22 protein-coding genes are annotated in these 23,622 nt (G+C 64.7%); 20 read left to right on the top strand and 2 right to left on the bottom strand.

The features are described 5' to 3' along the window. The first annotated feature begins 127 nt into the window (after positions 1 to 127). The gene (locus FHS94_RS03950) at positions 128 to 940 is read left to right on the top strand and encodes an inositol monophosphatase family protein (protein ID WP_184054892.1); all 813 of its coding nucleotides are present in this window, start codon (positions 128 to 130) and stop codon (positions 938 to 940) included. Between the two features lie 3 nt (positions 941 to 943). Here the strand turns inward: FHS94_RS03950 and FHS94_RS03945 are convergent, their stop codons facing one another. Next, positions 944 to 2,545, bottom strand: coding sequence for a glycosyltransferase family 39 protein (locus FHS94_RS03945; RefSeq protein WP_184054890.1), 1,602 nt, complete (start codon positions 2,543 to 2,545; stop codon positions 944 to 946). A gap of 151 nt (positions 2,546 to 2,696) precedes the next feature. Here FHS94_RS03945 and ndhC point away from each other — a divergent pair, with 151 nt between their 5' ends. The 19 genes from ndhC (at position 2,697) to FHS94_RS03855 (ending at position 21,059) form a co-directional block, all read left to right on the top strand. Next, positions 2,697 to 3,071 carry an NADH-quinone oxidoreductase subunit A gene (ndhC, locus tag FHS94_RS03940; protein WP_184054888.1) on the top strand — a complete coding sequence of 125 codons (375 nt, stop codon included), beginning with the start codon at positions 2,697 to 2,699 and terminating at the stop codon, positions 3,069 to 3,071. After that, positions 3,062 to 3,631 (top strand): NuoB/complex I 20 kDa subunit family protein, encoded by a 570-nt coding sequence (locus tag FHS94_RS03935; protein ID WP_425506158.1) that lies wholly within the window; start codon positions 3,062 to 3,064, stop codon positions 3,629 to 3,631. The genes ndhC and FHS94_RS03935 overlap by 10 nt, the downstream gene beginning before the upstream one ends. Beyond that, positions 3,628 to 4,455, top strand: coding sequence for an NADH-quinone oxidoreductase subunit C (locus FHS94_RS03930; RefSeq protein ID WP_184054884.1), 828 nt, complete (start codon positions 3,628 to 3,630; stop codon positions 4,453 to 4,455). Before FHS94_RS03935 ends, FHS94_RS03930 begins: the two co-directional genes overlap by 4 nt. Before the next feature lie 41 nt (positions 4,456 to 4,496). Beyond that, positions 4,497 to 5,711 (top strand): NADH-quinone oxidoreductase subunit D, encoded by a 1,215-nt coding sequence (locus FHS94_RS03925; protein ID WP_184055280.1) that lies wholly within the window; start codon positions 4,497 to 4,499, stop codon positions 5,709 to 5,711. After that, complete coding sequence (locus FHS94_RS03920) at positions 5,711 to 6,394, top strand: complex I 24 kDa subunit family protein (protein WP_184054882.1); 684 nt, start codon at positions 5,711 to 5,713, stop codon at positions 6,392 to 6,394. The genes FHS94_RS03925 and FHS94_RS03920 overlap by 1 nt, the downstream gene beginning before the upstream one ends. After that, on the top strand, positions 6,384 to 7,685 hold the full coding sequence (gene nuoF / locus FHS94_RS03915) for an NADH-quinone oxidoreductase subunit NuoF (RefSeq protein WP_184054880.1): 1,302 nt from the start codon (positions 6,384 to 6,386) through the stop codon (positions 7,683 to 7,685). Before FHS94_RS03920 ends, nuoF begins: the two co-directional genes overlap by 11 nt. Continuing rightward, complete coding sequence (nuoG, locus tag FHS94_RS03910; RefSeq protein ID WP_184054878.1) at positions 7,685 to 9,679, top strand: NADH-quinone oxidoreductase subunit NuoG; 1,995 nt, start codon at positions 7,685 to 7,687, stop codon at positions 9,677 to 9,679. The genes nuoF and nuoG overlap by 1 nt, the downstream gene beginning before the upstream one ends. Further along, positions 9,676 to 10,779, top strand: a complete 1,104-nt coding sequence (gene nuoH / locus FHS94_RS03905) for an NADH-quinone oxidoreductase subunit NuoH (RefSeq protein ID WP_184054876.1) — start codon at positions 9,676 to 9,678, stop codon at positions 10,777 to 10,779. Before nuoG ends, nuoH begins: the two co-directional genes overlap by 4 nt. Then, positions 10,776 to 10,910 (top strand): hypothetical protein, encoded by a 135-nt coding sequence (locus FHS94_RS19600; RefSeq protein WP_281396830.1) that lies wholly within the window; start codon positions 10,776 to 10,778, stop codon positions 10,908 to 10,910. Before nuoH ends, FHS94_RS19600 begins: the two co-directional genes overlap by 4 nt. Then, positions 10,907 to 11,392 carry an NADH-quinone oxidoreductase subunit NuoI gene (gene nuoI / locus FHS94_RS03900; protein ID WP_184054874.1) on the top strand — a complete coding sequence of 162 codons (486 nt, stop codon included), beginning with the start codon at positions 10,907 to 10,909 and terminating at the stop codon, positions 11,390 to 11,392. The genes FHS94_RS19600 and nuoI overlap by 4 nt, the downstream gene beginning before the upstream one ends. A gap of 90 nt (positions 11,393 to 11,482) precedes the next feature. After that, the gene (locus tag FHS94_RS03895; RefSeq protein ID WP_184054871.1) at positions 11,483 to 12,097 is read left to right on the top strand and encodes an NADH-quinone oxidoreductase subunit J; all 615 of its coding nucleotides are present in this window, start codon (positions 11,483 to 11,485) and stop codon (positions 12,095 to 12,097) included. Then, entirely contained in the window at positions 12,094 to 12,399 is a 306-nt protein-coding gene (gene nuoK / locus FHS94_RS03890) for an NADH-quinone oxidoreductase subunit NuoK (protein WP_184054869.1), read from the top strand. Before FHS94_RS03895 ends, nuoK begins: the two co-directional genes overlap by 4 nt. 7 nt (positions 12,400 to 12,406) lie before the next feature. After that, positions 12,407 to 14,548, top strand: coding sequence for an NADH-quinone oxidoreductase subunit L (gene nuoL / locus FHS94_RS03885; RefSeq protein WP_184054867.1), 2,142 nt, complete (start codon positions 12,407 to 12,409; stop codon positions 14,546 to 14,548). Between the two features lie 7 nt (positions 14,549 to 14,555). After that, positions 14,556 to 16,088: an NADH-quinone oxidoreductase subunit M gene (locus FHS94_RS03880; RefSeq protein ID WP_184054865.1), complete on the top strand. Its 1,533-nt coding sequence runs from the start codon at positions 14,556 to 14,558 to the stop codon at positions 16,086 to 16,088. Further along, complete coding sequence (gene nuoN / locus FHS94_RS03875; RefSeq protein WP_184054863.1) at positions 16,085 to 17,527, top strand: NADH-quinone oxidoreductase subunit NuoN; 1,443 nt, start codon at positions 16,085 to 16,087, stop codon at positions 17,525 to 17,527. Before FHS94_RS03880 ends, nuoN begins: the two co-directional genes overlap by 4 nt. A gap of 44 nt (positions 17,528 to 17,571) precedes the next feature. Then, positions 17,572 to 18,276 carry a biotin--[acetyl-CoA-carboxylase] ligase gene (locus tag FHS94_RS03870; protein WP_184054861.1) on the top strand — a complete coding sequence of 235 codons (705 nt, stop codon included), beginning with the start codon at positions 17,572 to 17,574 and terminating at the stop codon, positions 18,274 to 18,276. 12 nt (positions 18,277 to 18,288) lie between these two features. Next, positions 18,289 to 19,074, top strand: coding sequence for a type III pantothenate kinase (locus FHS94_RS03865; RefSeq protein ID WP_184054859.1), 786 nt, complete (start codon positions 18,289 to 18,291; stop codon positions 19,072 to 19,074). Positions 19,075 to 19,125: 51 nt separating this feature from the next. Beyond that, entirely contained in the window at positions 19,126 to 20,763 is a 1,638-nt protein-coding gene (locus FHS94_RS03860; RefSeq protein WP_184054858.1) for a ribonuclease J, read from the top strand. A gap of 5 nt (positions 20,764 to 20,768) precedes the next feature. Then, positions 20,769 to 21,059, top strand: coding sequence for a DUF1467 family protein (locus FHS94_RS03855; RefSeq protein ID WP_184054856.1), 291 nt, complete (start codon positions 20,769 to 20,771; stop codon positions 21,057 to 21,059). A gap of 270 nt (positions 21,060 to 21,329) precedes the next feature. Here FHS94_RS03855 and FHS94_RS03850 read toward each other — a convergent pair whose 3' ends face one another. Next, positions 21,330 to 23,582, bottom strand: a complete 2,253-nt coding sequence (locus tag FHS94_RS03850) for a coiled-coil domain-containing protein (RefSeq protein WP_221234527.1) — start codon at positions 23,580 to 23,582, stop codon at positions 21,330 to 21,332. Between the last annotated feature and the right edge of the window lie 40 nt (positions 23,583 to 23,622).

Here is a 23,622-nt window from a genome sequence, read left to right as displayed (position 1 = left end):
TTTGTGCCAGGCGCGTCGGCGGTTCGTCGCTGGCGCGCCTGGATTGACCGCTGGGGTCGCCCCTGTCCCAGGCGATCCCAATCTTGCCCGACCCTCTATCCGTGAAGGGGAGGGAGAAGGAACTGAAATGCCCTCCCATTCCGGCCTGTTCACCATCATCGAGCGCGCGGCGCGCAAGGCTGCGTCGCGGCTGCGCCGCGATTTCAACGAGGTGCAGAACCTGCAGGTCAGCCGCAAGGGGCCGGCCGACTTCGTGTCCATGGCCGACCAGCGCACCGAGCAGACGCTGTTCGAGGAACTGTCCCGGGCGCGGCCGGACTGGGGTTTCCTGATGGAAGAGCGTGGAGAGGTTGCGGGCGACCCCAACAAGCCGCGCTTCATCATCGATCCGCTCGATGGCACCACCAACTTCCTCCACGGCATGCCGCATTTTGCTATTTCGATCGCGGTGGAAGAGCCGCTGCCGTCGGGCAAGCGGGAGATCACTACGGCGCTGATACATCAGCCGGCGACCGATGAGAGCTTCTGGGCGGAGAAGGGGCGGGGCGCCTGGCTGCAGGACCAGCGGCTGCGCGTGTCGTCGCGGCGTGACCTGGCGGACAGCGTGATCGCGACGGGCATTCCGTTTCTGGGTCACGGCAACTTCAACCAGTGGGGCCGAATCTTCAACGCGGTCGCACCCGAAGTCGCTGGCATTCGGCGGTTCGGGGCGGCAGCGCTCGACCTCGCCTGGGTCGCGGCGGGCCGGTTCGATGGCTATTGGGAATCGGACCTGAAGCCGTGGGATGCGGCCGCGGGCGTGCTGCTGGTGCGGGAAGCTGGCGGTTATGTCACTGACTTCCGCGGCGGCGACCGGCCGATGGACCGCAGCGAGTTCCTGGCTGCGAACGACGCGCTTCATTCAAAGCTGCACAAGCTGGTAGCGGGCGCCCTCCGCTAAGCGTCATTCTAGCGCCCGGGCCATCTTCCCGGCCTTGGCCGAGATCGGATCGCTTGCGAGAAGCGATACGTTCGGCATGACCCAGGTGCGGCGTCGGGCGAGGATGACCTTGCCCGACCCAAGCCGGAAGGGTTGCCGGATCCCTTCGAAGCTTGGGACGCCGATGGCCTCCAGCAACAGGCGACTATGGGGGTAAGCCAGGTGGCCGTTCACAGCGATCGACACAGCGCCCGCCGCGCCGAGGCGGTCCAGTACGGCGCGGGTTTCGGCCGGATTGCTGACCGTCAAGCGATAGCCCCGGCCCATGAAGTCGCTTTGCGACAGCCATTGCGACGCACGCGCGATCCACACCCGCCGACGGCCATTATCGGCGTGTGCGGCGGCTGCGATCAGGGCTCCTTCACCGCCCGAGCGGCCATCCACAAGGTAAAGTCCTCCCTTCGCGGTGATCGCTTCCGCCAGTGCTGGCGCGCCGATCTCGGGCTTTGGGTTGAGGGCTGCGACGGCTTGCAATCCGGGCAGCAGGGCGAGTCCGCCAATCACAGCAGCGGCGGCCGAACCGGCAGGTCGCCAGCGCGCGATGCGGAGAAGGCCGAGGCCCGCCAGGATGACGAGCCAGGGTAGCAAGGGCGAAAGGTAGCGGCCGACCAGCGAGGCTGGGACTGCCGACTGGAAGATCAGCGTCGCGAGGATCACGGCCAACGACAATCTTGCTGTGTCACGCTCCGGTTCGGAGCGAGGCCTGAACAGTGAGGCCGCACCCACCCCGGCCAGCGCAACACCTGCCAACCCGACATTGGCCAGGATCGTTCGCGCGTTCTCGATCAGCGCCAGCCCGGCGTAAGCCAGCCCGGGCGCATAGTTGAAACCCTCGGCCGAGATCTTGAACGACAGCCAGTACCAGGGTGCGACCAGCGCCAGCGTTACCCCTGCTGCGGCCCAAAGCTCGGGCCGTCGCAGCAGGTTCGAACGGCCCGTCAGCGCGATGTGGATGGGAGGCACCAGGGCGATGAGCGCGCCATTGCCCTTCACCAACGGGCAGGCCGCGGCGAGAAGGGCGAAGGTGATGAACCGGGCCCAGCCGCCCTTTTCCGCCGCGCGCTGCCATGCGATCACGGCAAGTGCCACCACGAGCGCGAGCGGCTGGTCGAGCAGAATGTATCGGGCGCCCTCCAGCGTCACCGGCAGCAGGGCATAGGTGATTGCCAGTAGGAGGCCCCACCCGCGCTTGCCGATGCGTTCACCCGCCCACAGCACGGCGACGCCCGGCAGGCCGGCAAGCAGGGCGGAAATGATTGCGGCGGTGTACGGAGTCGGCCGGAACAGGGCAAAGAACGGTGCCTCGACCATGTACCAGGCCGGCGGCCAGTGTCCGATCGAAAGACGTGGGAAGTGGGCGTAATAGTCGCGCGCCCACGCCATGGGCGAAGGGAAGCCAGCGCGAATCCAGTCGCCCAGGAACAGGGCGTTCACATAATGGCCACCCTCATCGGGCTCGATCAGGCTGGGCGAAAGGCCCTGTGTCGCCGCCGTGATCGCGAGCGTTACCAATCCGAGGAGGATCGTGTTGGCGATCTGGCGGGAAAGGGGGCGGAGCGCGGCCATTCTCCCTGGATAAGGCGAAAGGGTTAGGGGGAGGTGGACGCGACGGATGATCCAGGCTTCCTGCGAATGATTCTCATAGGTCAGCGACCTTGCCCGGTACCGCTCCCGAGCCTAAAGCGGCCGGGCTCTGTTCGCACATGCGAGAACCATCTTGGTCGATCTGTCGCAATATCTGCCGATCCTTCTGTTTCTGGGCGTTGCCCTGATGCTATCGTCGGCGTTCGTCTTTCTGCCGATCGTGGTCGCTCGCCTGACGGGGGCCAACAAGCCGACCGCGGAAAAGCTGAGCGAGTATGAATGCGGGTTCCCTGCGTTCGAGGATCCGCGCAGCCAGTTCGACGTGCGCTTTTATCTCGTAGCCATCCTGTTCATCGTCTTCGATCTGGAGGCAGCGTTCCTATATCCCTGGGCAGTCAGCGTTTTCACTGCCGGCTGGACCGCCTGGATCGCAATGATGGTGTTCATTGGCGAGCTCGCGCTCGGGCTCGTTTATGCATGGAAGAAGGGAGCGTTGGATTGGGAGTAGAGATGCACTCCGGTCCGGTTGAGTTGAAGCCGCGGCCCGATCAGGGTCAGGCGCTGGTCCAGCCGGACCAGGGCTTCTTTGACAGTCTCAACGGCGAGCTGACCGACAAGGGATTCCTGGTTACGTCGACCGAGGACCTGTTCCAGTGGGCTCGTACGGGCTCGCTGTGGTGGATGACGTTTGGCCTCGCTTGCTGCGCGGTTGAGATGATCCACGTCAACATGCCCCGTTACGACCTGGAGCGCTTCGGCGCCGCGCCTCGTGCGTCCCCGCGCCAGTCGGACGTGATGATCGTGGCGGGCACGCTGTGCAACAAGATGGCGCCGGCTCTCCGCAAGGTCTACGACCAGATGTCGGAGCCCAAGTACGTCATTTCGATGGGCAGCTGCGCCAATGGTGGCGGCTACTACCATTACAGCTATTCCGTGGTTCGCGGTTGCGACCGTGTGGTGCCGGTCGACATCTATGTCCCGGGCTGCCCGCCGACTGCGGAAGCGCTGCTGTATGGCATCATGCAGCTCCAGCGTAAGATCCGCAGGTCCGGGAGCATCGAGCGATGAGGGCGCCCGCGCCGGCCTGGGCGGCGGATCTCAACGACGAGACGATGGAGCTCGCCCGGGCGACCCTGGGCGACGCGCTTGACGACGTCTTCGCCCGGGTTGGCGAGGTGCAGCTGTGGGTGAAGCGCGATCAGGTCGCCGAGGCTTTGCGGTTGCTGCGCGACACGCCGGGCCTTGAGTACCAGCAGTTGATGGAGATCGCCGGGGTCGACTATCCCGAGCGACCGGAGCGGTTTGAGGTGGTTTACTGCCTCTTGTCGCTGACCCGCAACCATCGCGTGCACGTGCACCTGACGACCGATGATGAACAGCCTGTGCCATCCGTCACCGACCTGTGGCCGGTTGCGGGGTGGTTGGAGCGCGAGGTTTTCGACCTGTTCGGCGTGGTATTCGTCGGCAATCGGGATCTTCGCCGCATCCTGACGGACTATGGTTTCAGCGGACACCCGTTGCGCAAGGACTTCCCGATGACGGGTTATGTCGAAATGCGCTATTCTGAGGAAGACAAACGGGTCGTGTACCAGCCGGTCAGCCTGCAGCAGGATTTCCGCAACTTTGATTTCATGAGCCCATGGGAAGGTGGCGCTTACGTGCTGCCGGGCGACGAAAAGGGTGGCGCGTTGCCTCAGGCCAAGGGGGCCTATACGCCCGCAACGGCCGATCAGGTGCAGAAGGCTGGCGCTACGGCGACGCCGACCGCTGCGCCGGCGGGCGACAGCGGCAGCTACGCAAAGGGGACCAACCCGCCGGGTGGGCCGGATTCAGGCAACAGGCCTTCCGATCCTGACGTTATCCCGAGCAAGGGCCAGGGACAGAACCAGTGAGCGAACCCGCGACCACGACGGTCGATCCTTATCTCGACAAGATGCTGTCGCACACCAGTGCGGCGGACCCGGCAACGGGCGACGTCACCATCGAGAATTATACGATCAATTTCGGCCCGCAGCACCCGGCAGCGCACGGCGTGTTGCGTCTGGTGATGGAGCTGGACGGTGAGCTGATCGAGCGCATCGATCCGCATGTCGGCCTGTTGCACCGCGGCACCGAAAAGCTGATCGAGGCAAAGACGTACATCCAGGCGCTGCCGTACTTCGACCGCCTGGATTACTGCTCGCCGATGTGCATGGAGCATAGCTGGGTGCTGGCGGTCGAGAAGCTGCTCGACCTCGAAGTGCCGATCCGTGCGCAGTATCTGCGGGTGTTTTGCGCCGAGTTGACGCGCATCATGAACCACCTGCTGAACCTCGGCAGTCACGTCATGGACGTGGGCGCGATGACGCCCAACCTGTGGCTATTCGAGCTGCGGGAGGACACGTTCAACTTCTACGAGCGTATTTCCGGCGCGCGTATGCATGCGAACTACTTCCGTCCGGGCGGCGTCCACCAGGACGTTCCGTTGAAGCTGCTGACCGACATCGCCGACTGGCTCGACACGCGCGTGCCCCGCTTGTTCGAGGATGCGATCAGCCTGGTTGCGGACAACCGCATCTTTAAGCAGCGCAACGTCGACATCGCGACCGTCAGCCGTGACGACGCCATTGCCTGGGGCTTCTCGGGCCCGATGATCCGGGCTGCGGGCATCCCCTGGGATATCCGCAAGTCGCAGCCTTATGACGTGTACGATCGCATGGACTTCGACGTGCCGGTGGGCACGCGGGGCGACTGCTACGACCGCTTCATGGTGCGCGTGGAAGAGGTCCGCCAGTCGGTGCGGATCATGAAGCAGTGCCTGCGTGACATGCCGGAAGGCCCGATCGCGAGCCTGGACCGCAAGGTGGTGCCGCCGAAGCGGGCGGAGATGAAGCAGTCGATGGAAGCACTGATCCATCACTTCAAGCTCTACACGGAAGGCTTCCACGTGCCGGAAGGCGAGGTATATGTCGCGACCGAAAGCCCCAAGGGCGAGTTCGGGGTGTACCTGGTGGCGGACGGGACCAACAAGCCGTACCGGTGCAAGATCCGACCGACCGCCTTTAGCCACCTGCAGGCGATGGATTTCATGAGCCGGGGGCACATGCTCGCGGATACGACCGCTATTCTGGGAGCGATGGATATTGTGTTCGGGGAGTGTGACCGCTGATGGCTGACGCACCGGCCATCCCGGACGAAGCGGAAGTCCGTGCGCGCTGGGGCGCCTTCGCCTGGAGCGAAGATAGCCAGCGCAAGGCGGCCGAGATCCTGGGCCGTTACCCTGCGGGCCGGCAGCAGTCCGCGTCGATCCCGTTGCTCGATCTTGCCCAGCGGCAGGTGGGCGCCGAAACCAAGACGCAGGGCTGGCTGCCCGTGCCGGTGATCGAGTTCGTCGCGCGCCAGATCGGCGTGCCGTATATGCGCGTGTACGAGGTCGCCACTTTCTACACGATGTTCAATCTGGCGCCGGTCGGCCGCTATCACGTCCAGGTATGCGGCACGACGCCGTGTGTGCTCGCCGGGTCCGATGACGTCTTCGCGGCGTGCAAGAACCACGGCTTGTCCAAGGGGCGCACCACGCCCGACGGCTTGTTCACGCTGACCGAGGTCGAGTGCATGGGCAACTGCTCGAACGCGCCGATGATGCAGATCAACGATGATAACTTCGAGGATCTCGATTACGATTCGACCACGCGCGTCCTGGAAACGCTCGCGCGTGGCGAGACGCCCAAGGCGGGGTCACAGACCGGCCGCCGGTCGAGTGAGCCTGCCGGCGGGCCGACGTCGCTGACGGCCATGGTGAACGAGAACCACGACTATCGGGGTGAATGGAACACGGCCCATGCTGGCTGATAAAGATCGCATCTTCACCAACGTCTACGGGTTCCAGCCATGGACCCTGCAGGCGGCGCGTGCGCGCGGCGACTGGGACAACACCAAGGCGCTGCTGGAACTCGGCCAGGACAAGATCATCGACGTGGTCAAGGCGTCGGGGTTGCGCGGGCGCGGCGGGGCAGGGTTCCCGACCGGCACCAAATGGGGCTTCATGCCCAAGGAACCCAAGGCGGACCGGCCCAACTTCCTGGTCATCAACGCCGACGAGTCAGAGCCGGGTTCGTGCAAGGATCGCGAGATCATCCGGCATGATCCGCACAAGCTGATCGAGGGCGCGCTGGTGGCGGGCTTCGCGATGCGGGCGCGCGCGGCCTATATCTACATTCGCGGCGAATATATCCGCGAGGCCGAAACCCTGTTTGCGGCGGTGGCCGAGGCGTACGAAGCCGGATTGGTCGGCAAGAACGCTTGCGGGTCGGGCTACGACTTCGACGTGTTCGTGCACCGCGGCGCTGGCGCGTACATCTGCGGCGAAGAAACCGCGATGCTCGAGAGTCTCGAGGGCAAGAAGGGCCAGCCACGGCTGAAGCCCCCCTTCCCGGCGGGCGCGGGCCTGTATGGCTGCCCCACCACGGTCAACAATGTCGAGTCGATCGCGGTTGCCCCCACGATCCTGCGGCGCGGCGCCGAATGGTTCTCCAGCTTTGGCGCGGAGAACAACAAGGGCACCAAGCTGTTCCAGATCAGCGGCCATGTGAACAAGCCGTGCGTCGTCGAAGAGGCGATGAGCATCAGCTTTCGCGAGTTGATCGAGACGCATTGCGGCGGCATTCGGGGTGGCTGGGACAACCTGCTGGCCGTGATCCCGGGCGGTTCGTCGGTGCCGCTGGTGCCGGCAGCGCAGATCATGGACTGCGCCATGGACTTTGACGGACTGAAGGCCGTCGGTTCGGGCCTGGGGACGGCTGCCATCATCGTGATGGACAAGTCCACGGACGTCGTTCGCGCGATCAGCCGCATCTCCTACTTCTACAAGCATGAGAGCTGCGGCCAGTGCACACCGTGCCGCGAAGGCACCGGCTGGATGTGGCGGGTCATGGAGCGTCTTCGCACGGGCGAGGCCGACATCGGCGAGATCGACATGCTGCAGCAGGTCACCAAGCAGGTCGAGGGCCATTCGATCTGCGCGTTGGGCGACGCGGCGGCTTGGCCGATCCAGGGCCTCATCAAGCATTTCCGGCCCGAGCTGGAGCGGCGGATCAGGGAACGCGGGGGCGATCTGGCCCCCATGCAGGAAGCGGCAGAATAATGCCTAAGTTGAAGGTTGACGGGATCGAGGTCGAGGTGCCGCAGGGCGCGACCGTGCTCCAGGCCTGTGAGGCCGCGGGCAAGGAAATCCCTCGTTTCTGCTACCACGAGCGGCTGTCCATCGCAGGCAACTGCCGCATGTGTCTGGTCGAGGTGAAGCCTGGGCCGCCCAAGCCGCAGGCCTCGTGCGCGCTGCCGGCCGCGGACAACCAGGAAGTGTTCACCACCACGCCGATGGTGAAGCATGCCCGTGAGGGCATCATGGAGTTCCTGCTGATCAATCATCCGCTGGATTGCCCAATCTGCGACCAGGGCGGCGAATGCGACTTGCAGGACCAGTCGGTGGCTTATGGCCGCGGGCAGAGCCGCTTCGCCGAGAACAAGCGCGCGGTCACCGAGAAGTATATGGGCCCGATCGTCAAGACGATCATGACCCGCTGCATCCAGTGCACCCGCTGTGTCCGCTTCGCCGAAGAGGTTGCGGGTGTTGAAGAGATCGGCGCGATCTATCGCGGCGAGAACATGCAGATCACCTCCTACCTCGAAGAGGCGGTGCAGAGCGAGCTGTCCGGCAACACGGTTGACCTGTGCCCGGTCGGCGCCCTTACCCATAAGCCCTACGCCTATGAGTACCGGCCGTGGGAGCTGAAGAAGACGCTGACGATCGACGTCCACGATGCGCTCGGGACTAACATCCGGCTCGACAGCCGCGGGCGCCAGGTGCTGCGCGCCCTGCCGCGGGTCAACGAGGACGTGAACGAGGAGTGGGCGCACGACAAGACGCGCTATGCGGTCGACGGCCTTGTGCGCAGGCGCCTCGATCGCCCGTTCGTGCGCAAGGACGGCAAGCTGGTGCCCGTCAGTTGGAACGAGGCGTTCGCGGCTATTGCCGCGGTGGAACATGGCGGATCGGTTGCGGCGGTAGCCGGCGACCTGGTCGATTGCGAGACGATGTTTGCTGCCAAGACGCTGGTGACGGCGCTGGGCGGGTCGCGGCTCGAAGGCCGTCAGACCGGCATGGACTATGACACGTCGAGCCTTGGCGCGGTGGCGTTCAATTCGACGATTGCCGGCACCGAACGCGCAGATGCGATCCTGCTGGTCGGTACCAACCTGCGATGGGAAGCGCCGCTGGTGAACACGCGCATCCGCAAGGCGATCAAGCGTGGCGCCAAGGTGTTCGCCATCGGCCCGGAAACCGAGCTGACCTACAAAGTCGAATGGCTAGGTGACGATTTGGGCGTCCTGTCCGATCTGCCGCAGGCAGTGCTGCAGGCGTTCGACGGTGCCGAGCGGCCGATGGTGATCGTCGGGCCGGCGGCGCTGGCGGGCGCACACGGGGCGGCGCTGGGGCTGGTCGACACGCTCGGGTTGGTGAAGCCTGACTGGAACGGCTTCAACGTCATCCACCTCGCCGCCAGCCGCATGGGCGGGCTGATGCTGGGCTATGCTTCCAAGGGCGGCATTGCCGACCTGCACGATGCGCGGCTGACCTTCTTCCTTGGTGCCGACGAAGTTGATTATACCCGCTTCGACGGGTTCAAGGTTTATGTCGGCCACCATGGCGACCGCGGCGCCCACCACGCGGATGTGGTACTTCCGGGCGCCACCTATGCCGAGAAGCCGGGCACATACGTGAACTTGGAAGGTCGGGTGCAGCGGGGCGAGCGCGCGGTGTTCCCGCCGGGCGACGCGCGAGAGGATTGGGCGGTCTTCCGCGCGCTGTCCGACGCGATGGGCGCAACCCTGCCGTTCGACAGCCTGCCCGCCCTGCGTGAAGAAATGTACGCGGCCGTGCCGGCGCTCCGCCACCCTGGTCTGGCAAATTACGAGTGGAGCCCGCCGTCGCTGGGCACCACTGCGACCGGGCGGATTGAGGGCTACCCCATCCAGGATTTCTACCTGACCAACGCGATCTGCCGGGCGAGTCCGACGATGCAGCGTTGTTCGGCCGAACTGGTGCATGGCGAAAGCTTCGCGGAGGCGGCCGAGTGACGAACTTCTTCAACACGACGGTCGGCCTGCCCTATGGCTGGGCGTGGTTCATCGCGACCATCGCGGGCATCCTGCTGATCGCGCTGCCACTGATGCTGGCGGTGGCCATGATCATCTATGCCGACCGCAAGATCTGGGCGGCGATGGCGCTGCGCCGTGGTCCCAACGTGGTCGGTCCGTTTGGCCTGTTGCAGAGCTTCGCCGACGGGTTGAAGGTCTTTCTTCAGGAAACGATCATCCCGTCCGCGGCGAACCGTGGACTGTTCCTGCTGGCGCCGATCATTACCTTTACCGTTGCGCTGATCGTGTGGGCGGTGATCCCGTTCTCGCCGGGCGCAGTGCTGGCCGACATCAACGTCGGGTTGCTGTACGTCCTCGCGGCTTCCTCGCTCGGCGTGTATGGCATCATCCTGTCGGGCTGGGCCTCGAACTCTAAATATCCCTTCTACTCGGCGCTGCGTGCGGCCGCGCAGATGGTCAGCTATGAAGTCTCGGTCGGTTTCGTGCTGATCACGGTGGTACTCTGGTCGGGCAGCTTCAACCTGTCGCAGATCGTCGAAAGCCAGCGCGGCTATTACGGCATCCTCAACGGGCATGGGTTCAACCCGCTGCTGTTCCCGATGTCGATCGTGTTCCTGATCTCCGCGATGGCGGAAACGGGGCGAGCGCCGTTCGACCTGACCGAAGCAGAATCGGAACTCGTCGCGGGTTATCAAACCGAATACAGCTCGATGTCATTCGCGCTGTTCTGGCTTGGCGAGTACGCGAACGTGATCCTGATGTGCACGCTGACCGCCACCCTGTTCTGGGGCGGATGGCTGCCGCCGGTCGATCTGCCGATCTTCTACATCGTGCCAGGCTTTATCTGGCTGTTCCTCAAGATGCTGTTCGGCTTCTTCGTGTTCAGCTGGGTCAAGGCGACGGTGCCGAGGTATCGCTATGACCAGCTGATGCGGCTGGGATGGAAGGTGTTCCTGCCGCTGTCACTGTTCTGGGTCTTCATGATCTCGGGCGTGCTCATGTTCATGCGGGTCGGTACCGGTGGGCCTGTGGCGGCACCAACGGTTGCTGCGGCGAGCGCGCCGGCCGTGCGGTCATGATCGGACGTATCGATGCCTTGATGGCGCGCGCGGGGCTTGACCCCGACACCGTCAAGCGTCGGGCGCTCAGCGGCGCCATTCTGGGTTTGACGGTCGTCGCTATCGACCGGTTATTGGGATTTGGATCGTGACGGTAGCTCAGCTCGTCAAGTCGTTCACGCTTTGGGAGTTCGTGAAGGCGCACGCCCTCACGTTGAAGTATTTCTTCAAGCCCAAGGCGACGCTCAACTACCCTTATGAAAAGAATGCGGTGAGCCCGCGTTTCCGGGGCGAGCATGCTTTGCGTCGCTACCCCAACGGGGAAGAGCGTTGCATCGCGTGCAAGCTGTGCGAGGCGGTGTGTCCGGCGCAGGCGATCACCATCGAAGCCGAACCCCGGGACGATGGGAGCCGTCGCACGACGCGCTATGACATCGACATGACCAAGTGCATCTATTGCGGCCTGTGTCAGGAAGCCTGCCCGGTGGACGCGATCGTGGAGGGCCCGAATTACGAGTTCGCCACCGAAACGCGCGAAGAGCTGATCTACAACAAGCAGAAGCTGCTCGATAACGGCGACCGGTGGGAAGCGGTGCTCGCGCAGAACCTTGCCGTGGATGCGCCGTACCGGTAGGGCCGCGCAATCTGAGTTGCCCCGGCGTTGTTGCCGGGGTGTTCTAGGGCTGGCTCCGGCTTCGGCTGGGGGAAGAAACAGGGACCGGTCTTGATCCAGGCCATCGCCTTTTATCTGTTCGCGGCTGTCGTCGTTATATCGGCGGCGCTGACGATCTCGTCGCGCAATCCCGTTCATTCGGTGATGTGGCTCATTCTCGCCTTCTTCAACGGGGCGGGGCTGATGGTGCTCGTCGGTGCCGAGTTCATCGCGATGCTGCTGGTCATCGTCTATGTCGGCGCGGTCGCTGTGCTGTTCCTGTTCGTGGTCATGATGCTGGACATCGAGGTCGCGGAGGTGCGGGCCGGCGTCGCGCGCTACTTCGGCTTCGGCCTGTTGATCGCAGCGGCGCTGTTCGCGGAGATCGTGTTCTACGCCTATGGGGCGGTTGGAACCGGCAGCCTTCAACTCGCCCAGCGAGTGGCGCCGATCAACAACGCGGTCCCGAACATCAACGCGATCGGCCAACTGCTCTACACCCGATACATCTTCATCTTCGAGGCGGCGGGCCTGGTCCTGCTGGTCGCGATGATCGGGGCGATCGTGCTTACCCATCGCGAGCGGGGCGGCACGCGTTACCAGAACATCTCCCGGCAGAACGCTCGCCGGCCTGAAGATGCGACGCGCAACACGCAGCCGACGGTCGGGCAGGGGGTGCAGCTGTGATCGGGTTGACCCACTATCTGGTCGTTGCGGCCATCCTGTTCACCATGGGGGTGCTCGGCATCTTCCTGAACAGGAAGAACCTCATCGTCATCCTGATGGCGATCGAGCTGATCCTGCTTGCTGTGAACCTGAACCTGGTCGCCTTTGCGGGATTCCTGCACGACCTTGTCGGACAGGTCTTCGCGATGTTCGTGCTGACGGTCGCGGCCGGCGAAGCGGCGATCGGGCTTGCGATCCTGGTGATCTATTTCCGTGGCCGCGGCACGATTGCGGTGGATGACGTCAACCGGATGAAGGGGTGATCAGTCGGTGACGTCGATCCTGCTAATTGTATTCCTGCCGCTCATCGCCGCGCTTGTCGCCGGGCTGGGCAACAAGGCGATCGGTTTCGTGCCGGCCAAGGTCGTGACCACCGGCGCGCTGTTCGCCTCGTGTGCGCTGTCCTGGCCGATCTTCATCGGCTTCCTCACCGGCGCCAACACCGCGTCGGTGACGCCGGTGCTGGAGTGGATCAACTCGGGCGACGTTCAGGTCGGCTGGGCGCTGCGCGTGGACGCCCTGACCGCCGTCATGCTGGTGGTGATCACCAGCGTGTCGGCGCTCGTCCACCTGTATAGCTGGGGCTATATGGACGAAGACCCGGATCAGCCGCGGTTCTTCGCGTACTTGTCGCTGTTCACCTTCGCCATGCTGATGCTGGTGACGGCGGATTCGTTGGTCCAGATGTTCTTCGGCTGGGAAGGCGTTGGCTTAGCCAGCTACCTGCTGATCGGCTTCTGGTTCCGCAAGCCGAGCGCAAACGCGGCGGCGATCAAGGCGTTCGTGGTCAACCGCGTCGGCGACCTTGGCTTCATGCTCGGCATATTCGGCACCGTGCTGGTGTTCGGCACCGTCTCGATCCCGGAGATCCTGCGGATGGCGCCGTCGATGGCGGGTTCGACGATCGGCTTCCTGGGCCTGCGCGCTGACACGATGACCGTTTTGTGCTTGCTGCTGTTCGTGGGCGCGATGGGCAAGTCCGCTCAGCTTGGCCTTCATACCTGGTTGCCGGACGCGATGGAGGGCCCAACCCCGGTATCGGCGCTGATCCATGCAGCCACCATGGTGACCGCGGGCGTGTTCATGGTGTGCCGCCTGTCGCCAATGTTCGAAGTGAGCCCGACCGCTCTCGAGGTAGTCCGCTTCGTGGGTGCCGCGACCTGTCTGTTCGCGGCCACGTGCGGGCTGGTGCAGACGGACATCAAGCGCGTGATCGCCTATTCGACCTGTTCGCAGCTCGGCTACATGTTCTTCGCAGCCGGCGTTGGCGCGTACGGCGCGGCGATGTTCCACCTGTTCACGCATGCCTTCTTCAAGGCACTGCTGTTCCTGGGTGCGGGTTCGGTCATCCACTCGATGCACCATGAGCAGGACATGCGCTATTACGGTGGGCTGCGCCGCAGCATTCCAGTGACGTTCTGGGCGATGCTGCTCGGCACGCTGGCGATCACGGGCGTCGGCCTGCCGGCAGTGTTCGGCAATCCGCTCGGGATCGGTTTCGCCGGTTTCCATTCCAAGGACGCGATCATCGAGGCTGCGTGGGCCGCGGGCGAGCAGGGCACGTGGTTCGTGGGTGTGCTGGTTGCGCTGCTGACGAGCTTCTACTCGTGGCGGCTCATGTTCCTGACCTTCTGGGGCAAGCCGCGCTGGGCCGCGTCCGAGCACATTCAGCATGCGCTTCATGCTCATGGTGGCCATGGGCATGACGATGCCGGGCATGATCACGCCCCTGCTCATGCTCATGGCGCAGCTCATGACGAGCACCACGCGAACGTTGCCGCAGCGGAGGACTCAGGTGCGTCCCCCTCGCAGCATGGACCTTCGCAGCAGGACCTGCCGGCGGGCACCGGCGGCTATCATCCGCATGAGAGCCCGATATCCATGCTGATTCCGCTGATCGCCTTGTCGGTCGGTGCGGTCGCGGCTGGCTTTGCCTTCCATGGCTATTTCATCGAGCCCGATGCGGGTGAGCGATACTGGAAGGGGGTAATCGCCTTCCGTGAGCACCTGATGCATTCGATGCACGAGGTGCCAACTCTGGTGAAGTTGTCGGCCACGATCGCCATGCTGCTGGGGCTCGTGTCCGCCTGGTACGCGTACATCCGTAAGCCGGAGACGCCGGCCGCCGTCGCGAACTCGTTGCCGCTGCTGTACAAGTGGCTGCTCAACAAGTGGTATTTCGACGAACTCTACCACTTCCTCTTTGTCCGGCCCGCTTTCGCGCTTGGGCGGTTGCTGTGGCACCGCGGCGACGAGAAGACGATTGATCGCTTTGGCCCGAACGGCTCGGCCTTCATGGTCGGCGTCGGCAGCCGGGCAGCGGCACGGCTCCAGTCAGGATATCTTTATACCTATGCATTCGTCATGTTGATCGGTCTGACCGCCGCGGTCACCTGGGTCATTGCAGGGTGATCGGCTGATGCAAGGGTTTCCCATCCTGTCCGTCATGCTCGCGGTGCCCGCCGTGGCGGCTATCGCTTGCCTGTTCCTGCGAGCGGAGGCGGCGCGGGTCGTCGCGCTTGCCGCTACGCTGATCGACTTCGCGCTGGGCATCGTCCTGTGGTCGAGCTTCGACATCGGCGGGGCGCAGTGGCAGTTCGTCGAGAGTGCGCCGATCTTCGGGCGCTTCGCCTGGGCACTTGGCATCGATGGTTTCGCGCTGATGCTGATCATGCTCAGCGTCTTCCTGATGCCGATTTGCATTGGGGCGAGCTGGAAGTCCGTCACCGAGCGGGTGCCCGAGTATATGGCGGCATTCCTGTTCACCGAGGTGCTGATGATCGGCACGTTTGCGGCCCAGGACCTGCTGCTGTTCTACGTGTTCTTTGAAGCCGGCCTGATCCCGATGTATCTGATCATCGGCATCTGGGGCGGGGCGAACCGGATCTACGCGTCGTACAAGTTCTTCCTGTACACGCTGCTCGGATCCGTCCTGATGCTGGTCGCTATGCTGTATATGAGCCAGGCGGCGGGCACGACATACATCCCCACCCTGATGGCGTATGACTTCCCGGCGCACGTCCAGACCTGGCTATGGCTCGCCTTCTTCGCGTCGTTTGCGGTCAAGATGCCGATGTGGCCGGTCCACACCTGGCTTCCGGACGCGCACGTGCAGGCGCCGACGGCTGGTTCTGTGATCCTGGCAGGCGTCCTGTTGAAGCTTGGTGGCTATGGCTTCCTGCGCTTCAGCCTGCCGATGTTCCCGGAGGCATCGAGCCAGCTCACATGGCTGATCCTGCTGCTGTCGGCGATCGCGGTCGTCTACACGAGCCTGGTCGCGTTGGTACAGTCCGACATGAAGAAGCTGATCGCTTATTCGTCGGTCGCGCACATGGCGATTGTCACCATCGGCCTGTTCGCGTTCAATCGGCAGGGCATTGAAGGCGCGATGATCGTGATGCTGAGCCACGGCCTGGTATCTGGTGCGTTGTTCCTGTGCGTCGGCGTGATCTACGATCGGCTGCATACCCGCGAGATCGCGCGCTACGGCGGGCTCAGCATCAACATGCCGCGATATGCCGTGTTCTTCCTGCTGTTCACCATGGCGTCTATCGGCCTGCCCGGGACCAGTGGCTTTGTCGGCGAGTTCCTGAGCCTGATGGGAACCTATCGTGTGTCCACCTGGGCCGCGCTGGTCTGCACGACCGGCATCATCCTGGGTGCGGCCTATGCCCTCTACCTTTACCGTCGCGTCGCTTATGGCGAGATCAAGTCGGAAGAGGTGCGTGCCATGCCCGATCTGACCTCGCGGGAACTGTGGCTCCTCGCGCCGATTGCGGCCGTGGTGCTGTGGATGGGCGTGTACCCTGAAAGCTTCCTCGCTCCCATGCGTCAGGATGTCGGACGTTTGCTCGCCCGTATCGAGCGAGCGACTCCGCCGAGCGACTCCAACCCGACCGCCGGCAGGCCCACGGCCCTGGCCGCCGCCGCTCACGCTGAGACCCACCCATGAACATGGCCGCCGATTTCGCGATGGTGCTGCCCGAGGAGATCCTCTCGGCCGCAGCGATCCTTCTGATGCTGGTCGCCGCGTGGGGCGGGCAGCAGGTGACGCGGCTTGTGTCGATCGTGTCTGTATTCGTGCTGTTCGGTGCGGGTATCGCGCTGCTTGGCCCCGCCTCTTACGGCGGCTCAGCCTTCTCCGGCCTGTTCCGCGCCGATGCGTTCGCGGCCTTCTGCAAGGTGCTGATATATGGCGCGTCTGCGGTCGCAATCATCATGGCGCCCGACTTCTTCGGCCGCACCTCGGGCGATGATCTTCGGCCCGAATACCCGATCCTGATCCTGTTGTCGGCCATTGGGTCGGGCATGATGGTGTCTGCAGGCGATCTGCTGACGCTATATGTCGGCCTAGAGCTGCAGAGCCTGTCAGCCTATGTCCTTGCCAGCTTCATGCGGCGGGACTCCCGCTCCGGAGAGGCGGGGCTGAAGTATTTCGTGCTCGGCGCGCTGGCCAGCGGCATCCTGCTTTACGGCATCAGCCTTGTTTACGGCTTCTCCGGCTCAACCCTGTTCGCGGACATTGCCCAGGCCTATGCCGGCGGACGTTCACCCGGCCTGTTGTTTGGCTTGGTATTCATCTTTGCCGGGATCGCGTTCAAGCTCGCGGCGGTACCGTTCCACATGTGGACGCCCGACGTATATGAGGGAGCCCCGACGCCGGTAACCGCCTTCTTCGCTTCGGCGCAGAAGGTTTCCGCCATGGCGATGGGCATTCGTGTCGCGGTGGAGGCGATGGGCCCGGCGCTGGCGGACTGGCGGCAGATCGTGATTTTCGCGAGTATGGCGTCCATCATCCTTGGCGCGGTCGGAGCCATCGGCCAGCAGAACATCAAGCGCCTGCTTGCGTACAGCTCGATCAACAATGTCGGGTTCACGCTGGTTGGGCTGGCGGCGGGTACGGCACAAGGTGTGTCGGCCGTGCTGTTCTATCTCACCATCTATGTCGTGATGACGCTGGGCAGCTTCCTGGTCGTGCTCCAGATGCGCGATGCGGATGGTCAGCAGCTCGAAACGATGGCTAGCCTGTCCGGCCTGTCGCGGACCCGCCCTGGGCTGGCGCTGGCCATGGCGATGTTCATGTTCTCATTGGCCGGTATCCCGCCGTTGCTGGGCTTCAATGCCAAGCTGGCCGTGTTCGACGCCGCGGTTCAGGCCGGGTTGTTCCCGCTGGCCGTGATCGGCTTCGCGGCATCGGTGATCGGCGCTTATTACTATCTGCGCGTCGTGAAGGTAATGTACTTCGACGAGCCGGCGCATAGCTTTGCACCGGGTGATCGGGTCGAGGGCGGGCTGATCGCGCTTTCGGCAGCGTTCGTATCGCCGCTGGGCTGGCTGCTGCTGGCGCCGCTGGGGGCCTGGACGCTGACGGCGGCCCAGTCGCTGTTCTGACAACCCGCTCCTGAGCCTCGGCCGATGAGCCGTCTATTTCCGGCGTGATCCGCTTCGTCGCGGAAACCGGGTCCACCAACGCCGACCTCCTTGCTCTGGCGCTTGCCGGTGCCGAGGAGGGGCTTTGGATCAGGGCCGGGCGGCAAACCGCTGGCAAGGGCAGGCAGGGTCGTAGCTGGGCCTCCGATCCTGGCAATCTGTACGCCAGCACGTTGGTCAGGCTTCGGCCGACCGACCCACCCGCCGCGAGCCTTGCCCTGGTTGCGGGACTGGCGGTCTGGGGAGCAGTCCAGGTGTGGCTGGATGATGAGGCCCTGTTTCAGCTGAAATGGCCCAACGACCTCCTTCTCGACGGCGCCAAGCTTGCTGGCATTTTACTGGAGCGGGCAGGGGATGCGGTCGTGATCGGCGTTGGGGTGAACCTGGCGCATCACCCGGAGTTGCCAAACCGCCCGGCCACCGATCTGGCGAGCCACTGCGCTGCGCCCAGTCCTGACGTCTTCGCCGACACCCTAGCTGACCTGATGATGTCAGAGGTCACTCGTTGGCGGGCTGAGGGGGTGGTGGGAACTAGAACGCATTGGATGAAGCGTGCCCATCCGATTGGAACGGCGCTGACCGCGCGATTGCCGGACGGTGAAGCGGTTGATGGCCTGTTCGACGGGTTGGATCCGAGTGGCGCCCTGACCCTTCGCTTGGCCTCGGGAGAGCGACGTGTCATTCACGCCGCCGATCTGTTCCTTCTCTAGGCCGACCTGACGATGCTTCTCGCGATCGATGCCGGAAACACCAACGTGGTGTTCGCTCTGATGGACGGCGACACCGTGCAAGGGCGCTGGCGCATCGCGACCGATCCGCGGCGGACGGCGGACGAGTACGCCGTGTGGCTCAATCAGCTATTCCAGCTCTCGGGCCATGATCGCGTGCAGGTGACGGCGGTGATCATCGCGACGGTCGTACCGCGGGCGCTTCATAATCTGCAGGTGCTGAGCACCAAGTATTTCGGCACCGAAGCGCTGGTCGCGGGACGGGCACCCGTGGAATGGGGCATCGCGCTGGACGTCGACGAACCGGGGCAGTTGGGGGCGGACCGGGCGGTCAACACCATTGCCGTGCATGCGCTCCATCCCGGCGATCTGATCACCATCGATTTCGGAACGGCCACGACGTTCGACGTCAGTGACTATTCGGGAGCCTACAAGGGCGGAATCATCGCGCCGGGCATCAACCTGTCGCTGGACGCGCTGGTGACGGCAGCGGCCAAGCTGCCCCGCATCGCCATCGAGGCCCCGCAAGGGGCCGGGTCCGTGATCGGCCGCAACACCGCAGACCAGATGCACATCGGCATCTTCTGGGGGTATGTCGCGATGATCGAGGGCCTGGTCGCGCGGTTGAAGGCTGAGATCGGGCGGCCGGCGAAGGTGATTGCGACCGGCGGACTAGCGACGCTGTTCCAGGAACATACGGACGTGTTCGACGTGGTCGAGCCCGACCTGACCATTCAAGGGCTGGCGATGCTGTACGCCCGCACCCATATTCAGCGGTAAGCACGCGGGTGCCGGCCGGCACTCCGCCTCAACGATAACATAAGGAAAGTAATGACTCCCAAGAACGAACTGTTGTTCGTCGCGCTCGGCGGATCGGGCGAGATCGGCATGAACGTCAATCTCTATGGCACCTGCGGCAAGTGGCTGATGGTGGATTGCGGCGTGACGTTCGCCGATGCGGGGTATCCTGGGATCGACGTGATCCTGCCCGACCTCGCTTTCATTGAAGACCGGTTGGACGACCTGGTCGGGATCGTCCTGACCCATGGTCACGAGGATCACATCGGCGCGTTGCCGTACCTGGCCGAGGATCTGGGCGTGCCGCTGTATGCGACGCCGTTCACCGCGGGGCTGATCCGCGGCAAGCTGGAAGAGGAGCGGATCGCCGATCGGGTTAAGATCAAGGTGATCCAGCCGGGCGAGCGGGTCGATCTGGCGCCGTTCGGATTTCAGTTCGTGCCACTGTCGCACTCGATCCCGGAAGCCAATGCGCTCCTGATCGACACGCCCGATGCGCGCGTGTTCCATACGGGTGACTGGAAGCTGGACGCCGCGCCGATCCTGGGCAATCCGGCCACCGCCGAACAACTTACCGCGATCGGTGACGAGGGCGTGGACGTGCTCGTCTGCGACTCAACCAACGTCTTCAATGCGGGAGCGTCCGGGTCCGAACAGGACGTGCGCCGCGGCCTGGCCGAGGCTGTTGCGGCAGCGAAGGGGCGGGTGATGGTCACGACCTTCGCCTCCAACGCCGCCCGCCTGCACACGTTGGGAGAAGTTGCGCGGGAAACCGGGCGCAAGCTGTGCGTCGCTGGACGATCGCTCGACCGCATCCTGCGCGTTGCGAAACAGTGCGGCTACCTGGCAGACTTCCCCGAGACCGTCGACCCTGAGACGGCGATGCGGTTGCCGCGCGATAAGGTACTTATTATCGCCACTGGCGGACAGGGTGAGCCGCGCGCTGCGCTGGCGCGGGTAGCGGACGGCACCCACCCGATCAGCCTGGAAGCAGGCGATTCGGTGATCTTCTCGTCCAAGCAGATCCCAGGCAATGAAGTCGCGATCGGCCGTATCCAGAACATCCTGGCCGGCAAGGGCGTGATCATGATCACCGAGCGGCAGGCCCATGTGCACGTGTCCGGGCACCCCGGCCGTCCAGAGCTTGCCCAGATGTACAAGTGGATCCGACCCAAGGTTCTGATCCCGGTGCATGGCGAAATGCGCCACCTGATGGAGCAGGCGCGCTTTGGGCTGTCCGAAGGCATTGGCCAGACGTTGGTGCAAAGCGATGGCGACATCGTGCGCCTGGCGCCCGGCCCCGCACAGAAAAAGGGCCATGCCGAGGTCGGTCGCCTTGTTCTGGACGGCGACGTGATCCTGCCGTCCAACGGCGCGACGATGAACGAGCGCCGTCGCATCGCAGTCAACGGTCAGGTGTCGGTGGCGGTTGCCATCGGGCGCGAAGGCCGGCTGATCGGGAAGCCGCAGGTCCGGGTGCAGGGCGTGCCGGTCGAGGAAGATCGTGATGCGTTCATTGCCGATGCCGCCGCGGCTGCCGGCGAGGCGGTCCGGTCCGGCAAGCGCCAGGGCGACCGGCTGCGCGAGGACGTCCGTTTGGCCGTACGCCGGGTAGCCACGCGTTGGACGGGCAAGAAGCCTGTTGTCGACGTGCTCGTCATCGAAGGCTGATCGCCGTGCGCTGGACGTCGATGCTCGCGATCTACGTCCTGTTCTGGGCGTTTTCGGTGTTCCTGGTGCTGCCATGGGGCGTGCGGACCACCCACGAGGCCGGGGGCGAGCACGTTCCCGGCACCGCCGAAAGCGCGCCGCATGAGTTCAACCTCAAGCGGTTGGCCATCCGGGTCACGATCGTTGCCACCGTGCTGTGGGCGCTGTTCGTCCTCAACTACAGCTATGGATGGGTAGAAGCGGGAGCGTTCGACTTCTTTGATCCCGCCAACCGCACCGACATGAACGTCCTTTGACCTTCACGCCGAAGCGCTTCGGGGCTCCGGTACGGCTTCTCGGGCGCCGTGTTCCGCCGGTTGGCAAGCGGGGCGCGCCGGGTCTGGTGCTGGCCGCCTAACGCCGCCACGATCGAGCAAATCAATACCCTCCAGTCGCAGAGGGGTGATCTGTACGCGCTGTCGGTGCTGAGCAGCCTTTGTCAGTAGAGCGCAAACGGGTTCGCTCATGGTCCAGCCTGCCCTGACGGCCAGGCCTGCTGGCTCGCCCAACAGGCAAGCCAGCGCCGATCAGCGCAGCCGTTCGATCGCTTGAGCCAGTGCGACATAGAGCTTGCCCATGTCGGACGAGAGCAGCGTTACACCGAGCGGTGATCCGTCCGGCTGCGCCAGGATCGCGCGCAGCATCGATTCGAAATCGTGAATGTAGCGGTTTACCTGTTCGCGGAAGGCGTCGTCGTCGTCATACAAACGCCCGACGTCGCGCGCATCGCTTGCGTCCAGAATGCGCACCGCGCGGCGGGTAAACACGCCGCGATCGCCCTTGAGGTACGCCGCCCAGGAACTGTCCGACACCTCCGACGCGAACGCCTTGGTGATGTCGATCGACGACGAGTTCAGGGACTCGATCAGCAGCGACACGCGCCGGGCCATCGTGTTGCGGTCGGCATCCTCGCGCTCCTCGCGAGCCACCTCTAGCCGGGTTTCCACCAGTGCGGTCTGATCGGCAATCTGCTGTACGTGCGCGGCCAGCCGTTCGGTCGCGCGGGTAGAGGCAGCGACGGCATCGTCGGTTGCCTGCGCCAAGGCAGCGACCTGCCGCTCGACCGTGTCGCTGGCCGCACGACGCATCGCCTCTTCGCTCGCCGCCCCCAGCGCGCTTGCTGCTTCCGGAATCACGCCGGCCAGCGTCTCACGCGCCCTGTCCGCAGCGGCGCTGGCGGTGTCACGCACCCGGAGCAGCGCCTCAATAAGACGAGGCGCGGCTTCTTCAGCGAAGCGGTGAGTACGGTCGATCGTCTCGTCGACCACCCGGCCAAGCTCGTCGGCCCGGATGCGTCCGGTGGACAGGGTTTCAACGAGGCCGGCGGACAATGTGTCGAGGGTACGCCGCTGATCCCCGACCACGGTGGCGATTGCCTCGATAGCGTCGTGGGTGCTTTCGGCGGCGCCGACCAGCGCGAGCAGCTCGGGCTTCGCCTGCCCAACGACCTGACGGCTGGCGGTAACGCGCAGGTCGAGACGGGCGAGCGCGTCCGGTAGTGTTTCGTCGATCTCCCGCGCCGCTGCGTCGAGGGCGATAAGCAGCGATTCGGTCGTGCCGATCGTACGGGTTGCCATCGCCTCGCCGGTACGCAGCGCCTCGGTCATGGCGTCGGCAGAGCCGCTCAGCGCGCTGATCGAAGCGGCGAGCATCTGAGAGCGCTCGACACCTTGTTCGTGCAATTGGCCCAAGCGCCGGTCGACGCCGGCCAGGCCCTGGTCAAGTTCGCTGACGATCAAGTCACCCGATGCGCGCTGGGCGGCCAGGCGCGCGGCGATACGGTCGATCAGTTCTTCCACGCGGGCGATCCGCTCCGCGAGCACGTCGGCATTTTCACGGGCGGATTGGCCCAGCGCAGTTTGGCTGGCGTCGATCATCGCCAGCACCGCATCGCCCTGCGCGGCGATACCCTTGCGGGCTTCATCGACGGCTTCGGCCGTGCGGCCGAGCAGCGAGTCCACCTGCGCCGACATTTCGCCGGTTACGGACTCAAGGCGCATGCCAGCCGTTTCGCTGGTGGCCTCCATGCGGGCGATGTGAGCGGCCAGACGCTGGGCGGCCGCGCCAACGACACTGTCCGCATCACGCCCACGCTCGGCCAAGGCCGTGACCTGCACCTCCAGCGCCGCCGCCTGCTCGCCGGCGGACAGGCCGGCGCGTTCGAGTACCCGGATCGCTTCTTCGGTTGCGGCGCGTGCGCGGGGCAGGGAGGTGAGCACTGTCGAGAGGCTCGCTTCGGCGCTGGACGCGGCCGCGGCGAGTGCCCGCCCGCGTTCGTCGACCTGGGCGACATCGGAAGTAAGCTGCTGACCCAGCGCCGCAAAGCGGCCGGACGCGGCCTGGCTGGTCGCCGCAAGCAGTTCAACCTGTTCGGCAAGAGCGGCGCGATTGTCGGCGAGCGCTCTGCCTGCCGCGGCCGCGCTACGCTCCAGCCGCGCCGACTCCGCGCGCATAGCGGCGGCGGTCCGGCCGAAACGGCGTGCTTCGGCCCGGCTGGTGCGCATGATCAGGAGCCAGAGGATGCCCACCAAAGCGGGGACGACGGCGAGGGCGGCGACGAACTCCACCCATGCCAGGCGTGACATGGTGCCCCATTCCGAACTGGTCAGCCAGAGGGCCGCGCCGATCCAGACCAGCGTCCCGGCAAGGGCGACTGCTGGCGCGAGCAAACGCGCACGATCATCGGATTCATCCGGAAACGTCATGATCTCACCTTCGAGCGGCACCGTCGCCGGCGCCTGCCACGTTCCCAGGTCCTCGTCGTGCGACCAAACCTCCATGCCTGACTTACCCCCGTGCATGCGGAGCTATTTACCACGT

Source organism: Sphingomonas aerophila (genome assembly GCF_014199305.1).
In the GTDB taxonomy this organism is placed as follows: domain Bacteria; phylum Pseudomonadota; class Alphaproteobacteria; order Sphingomonadales; family Sphingomonadaceae; genus Sphingomonas; species Sphingomonas aerophila.
Note: the sequence above shows the minus strand (reverse complement) of the source record. Positions and strands in the feature narration are given on the sequence as shown.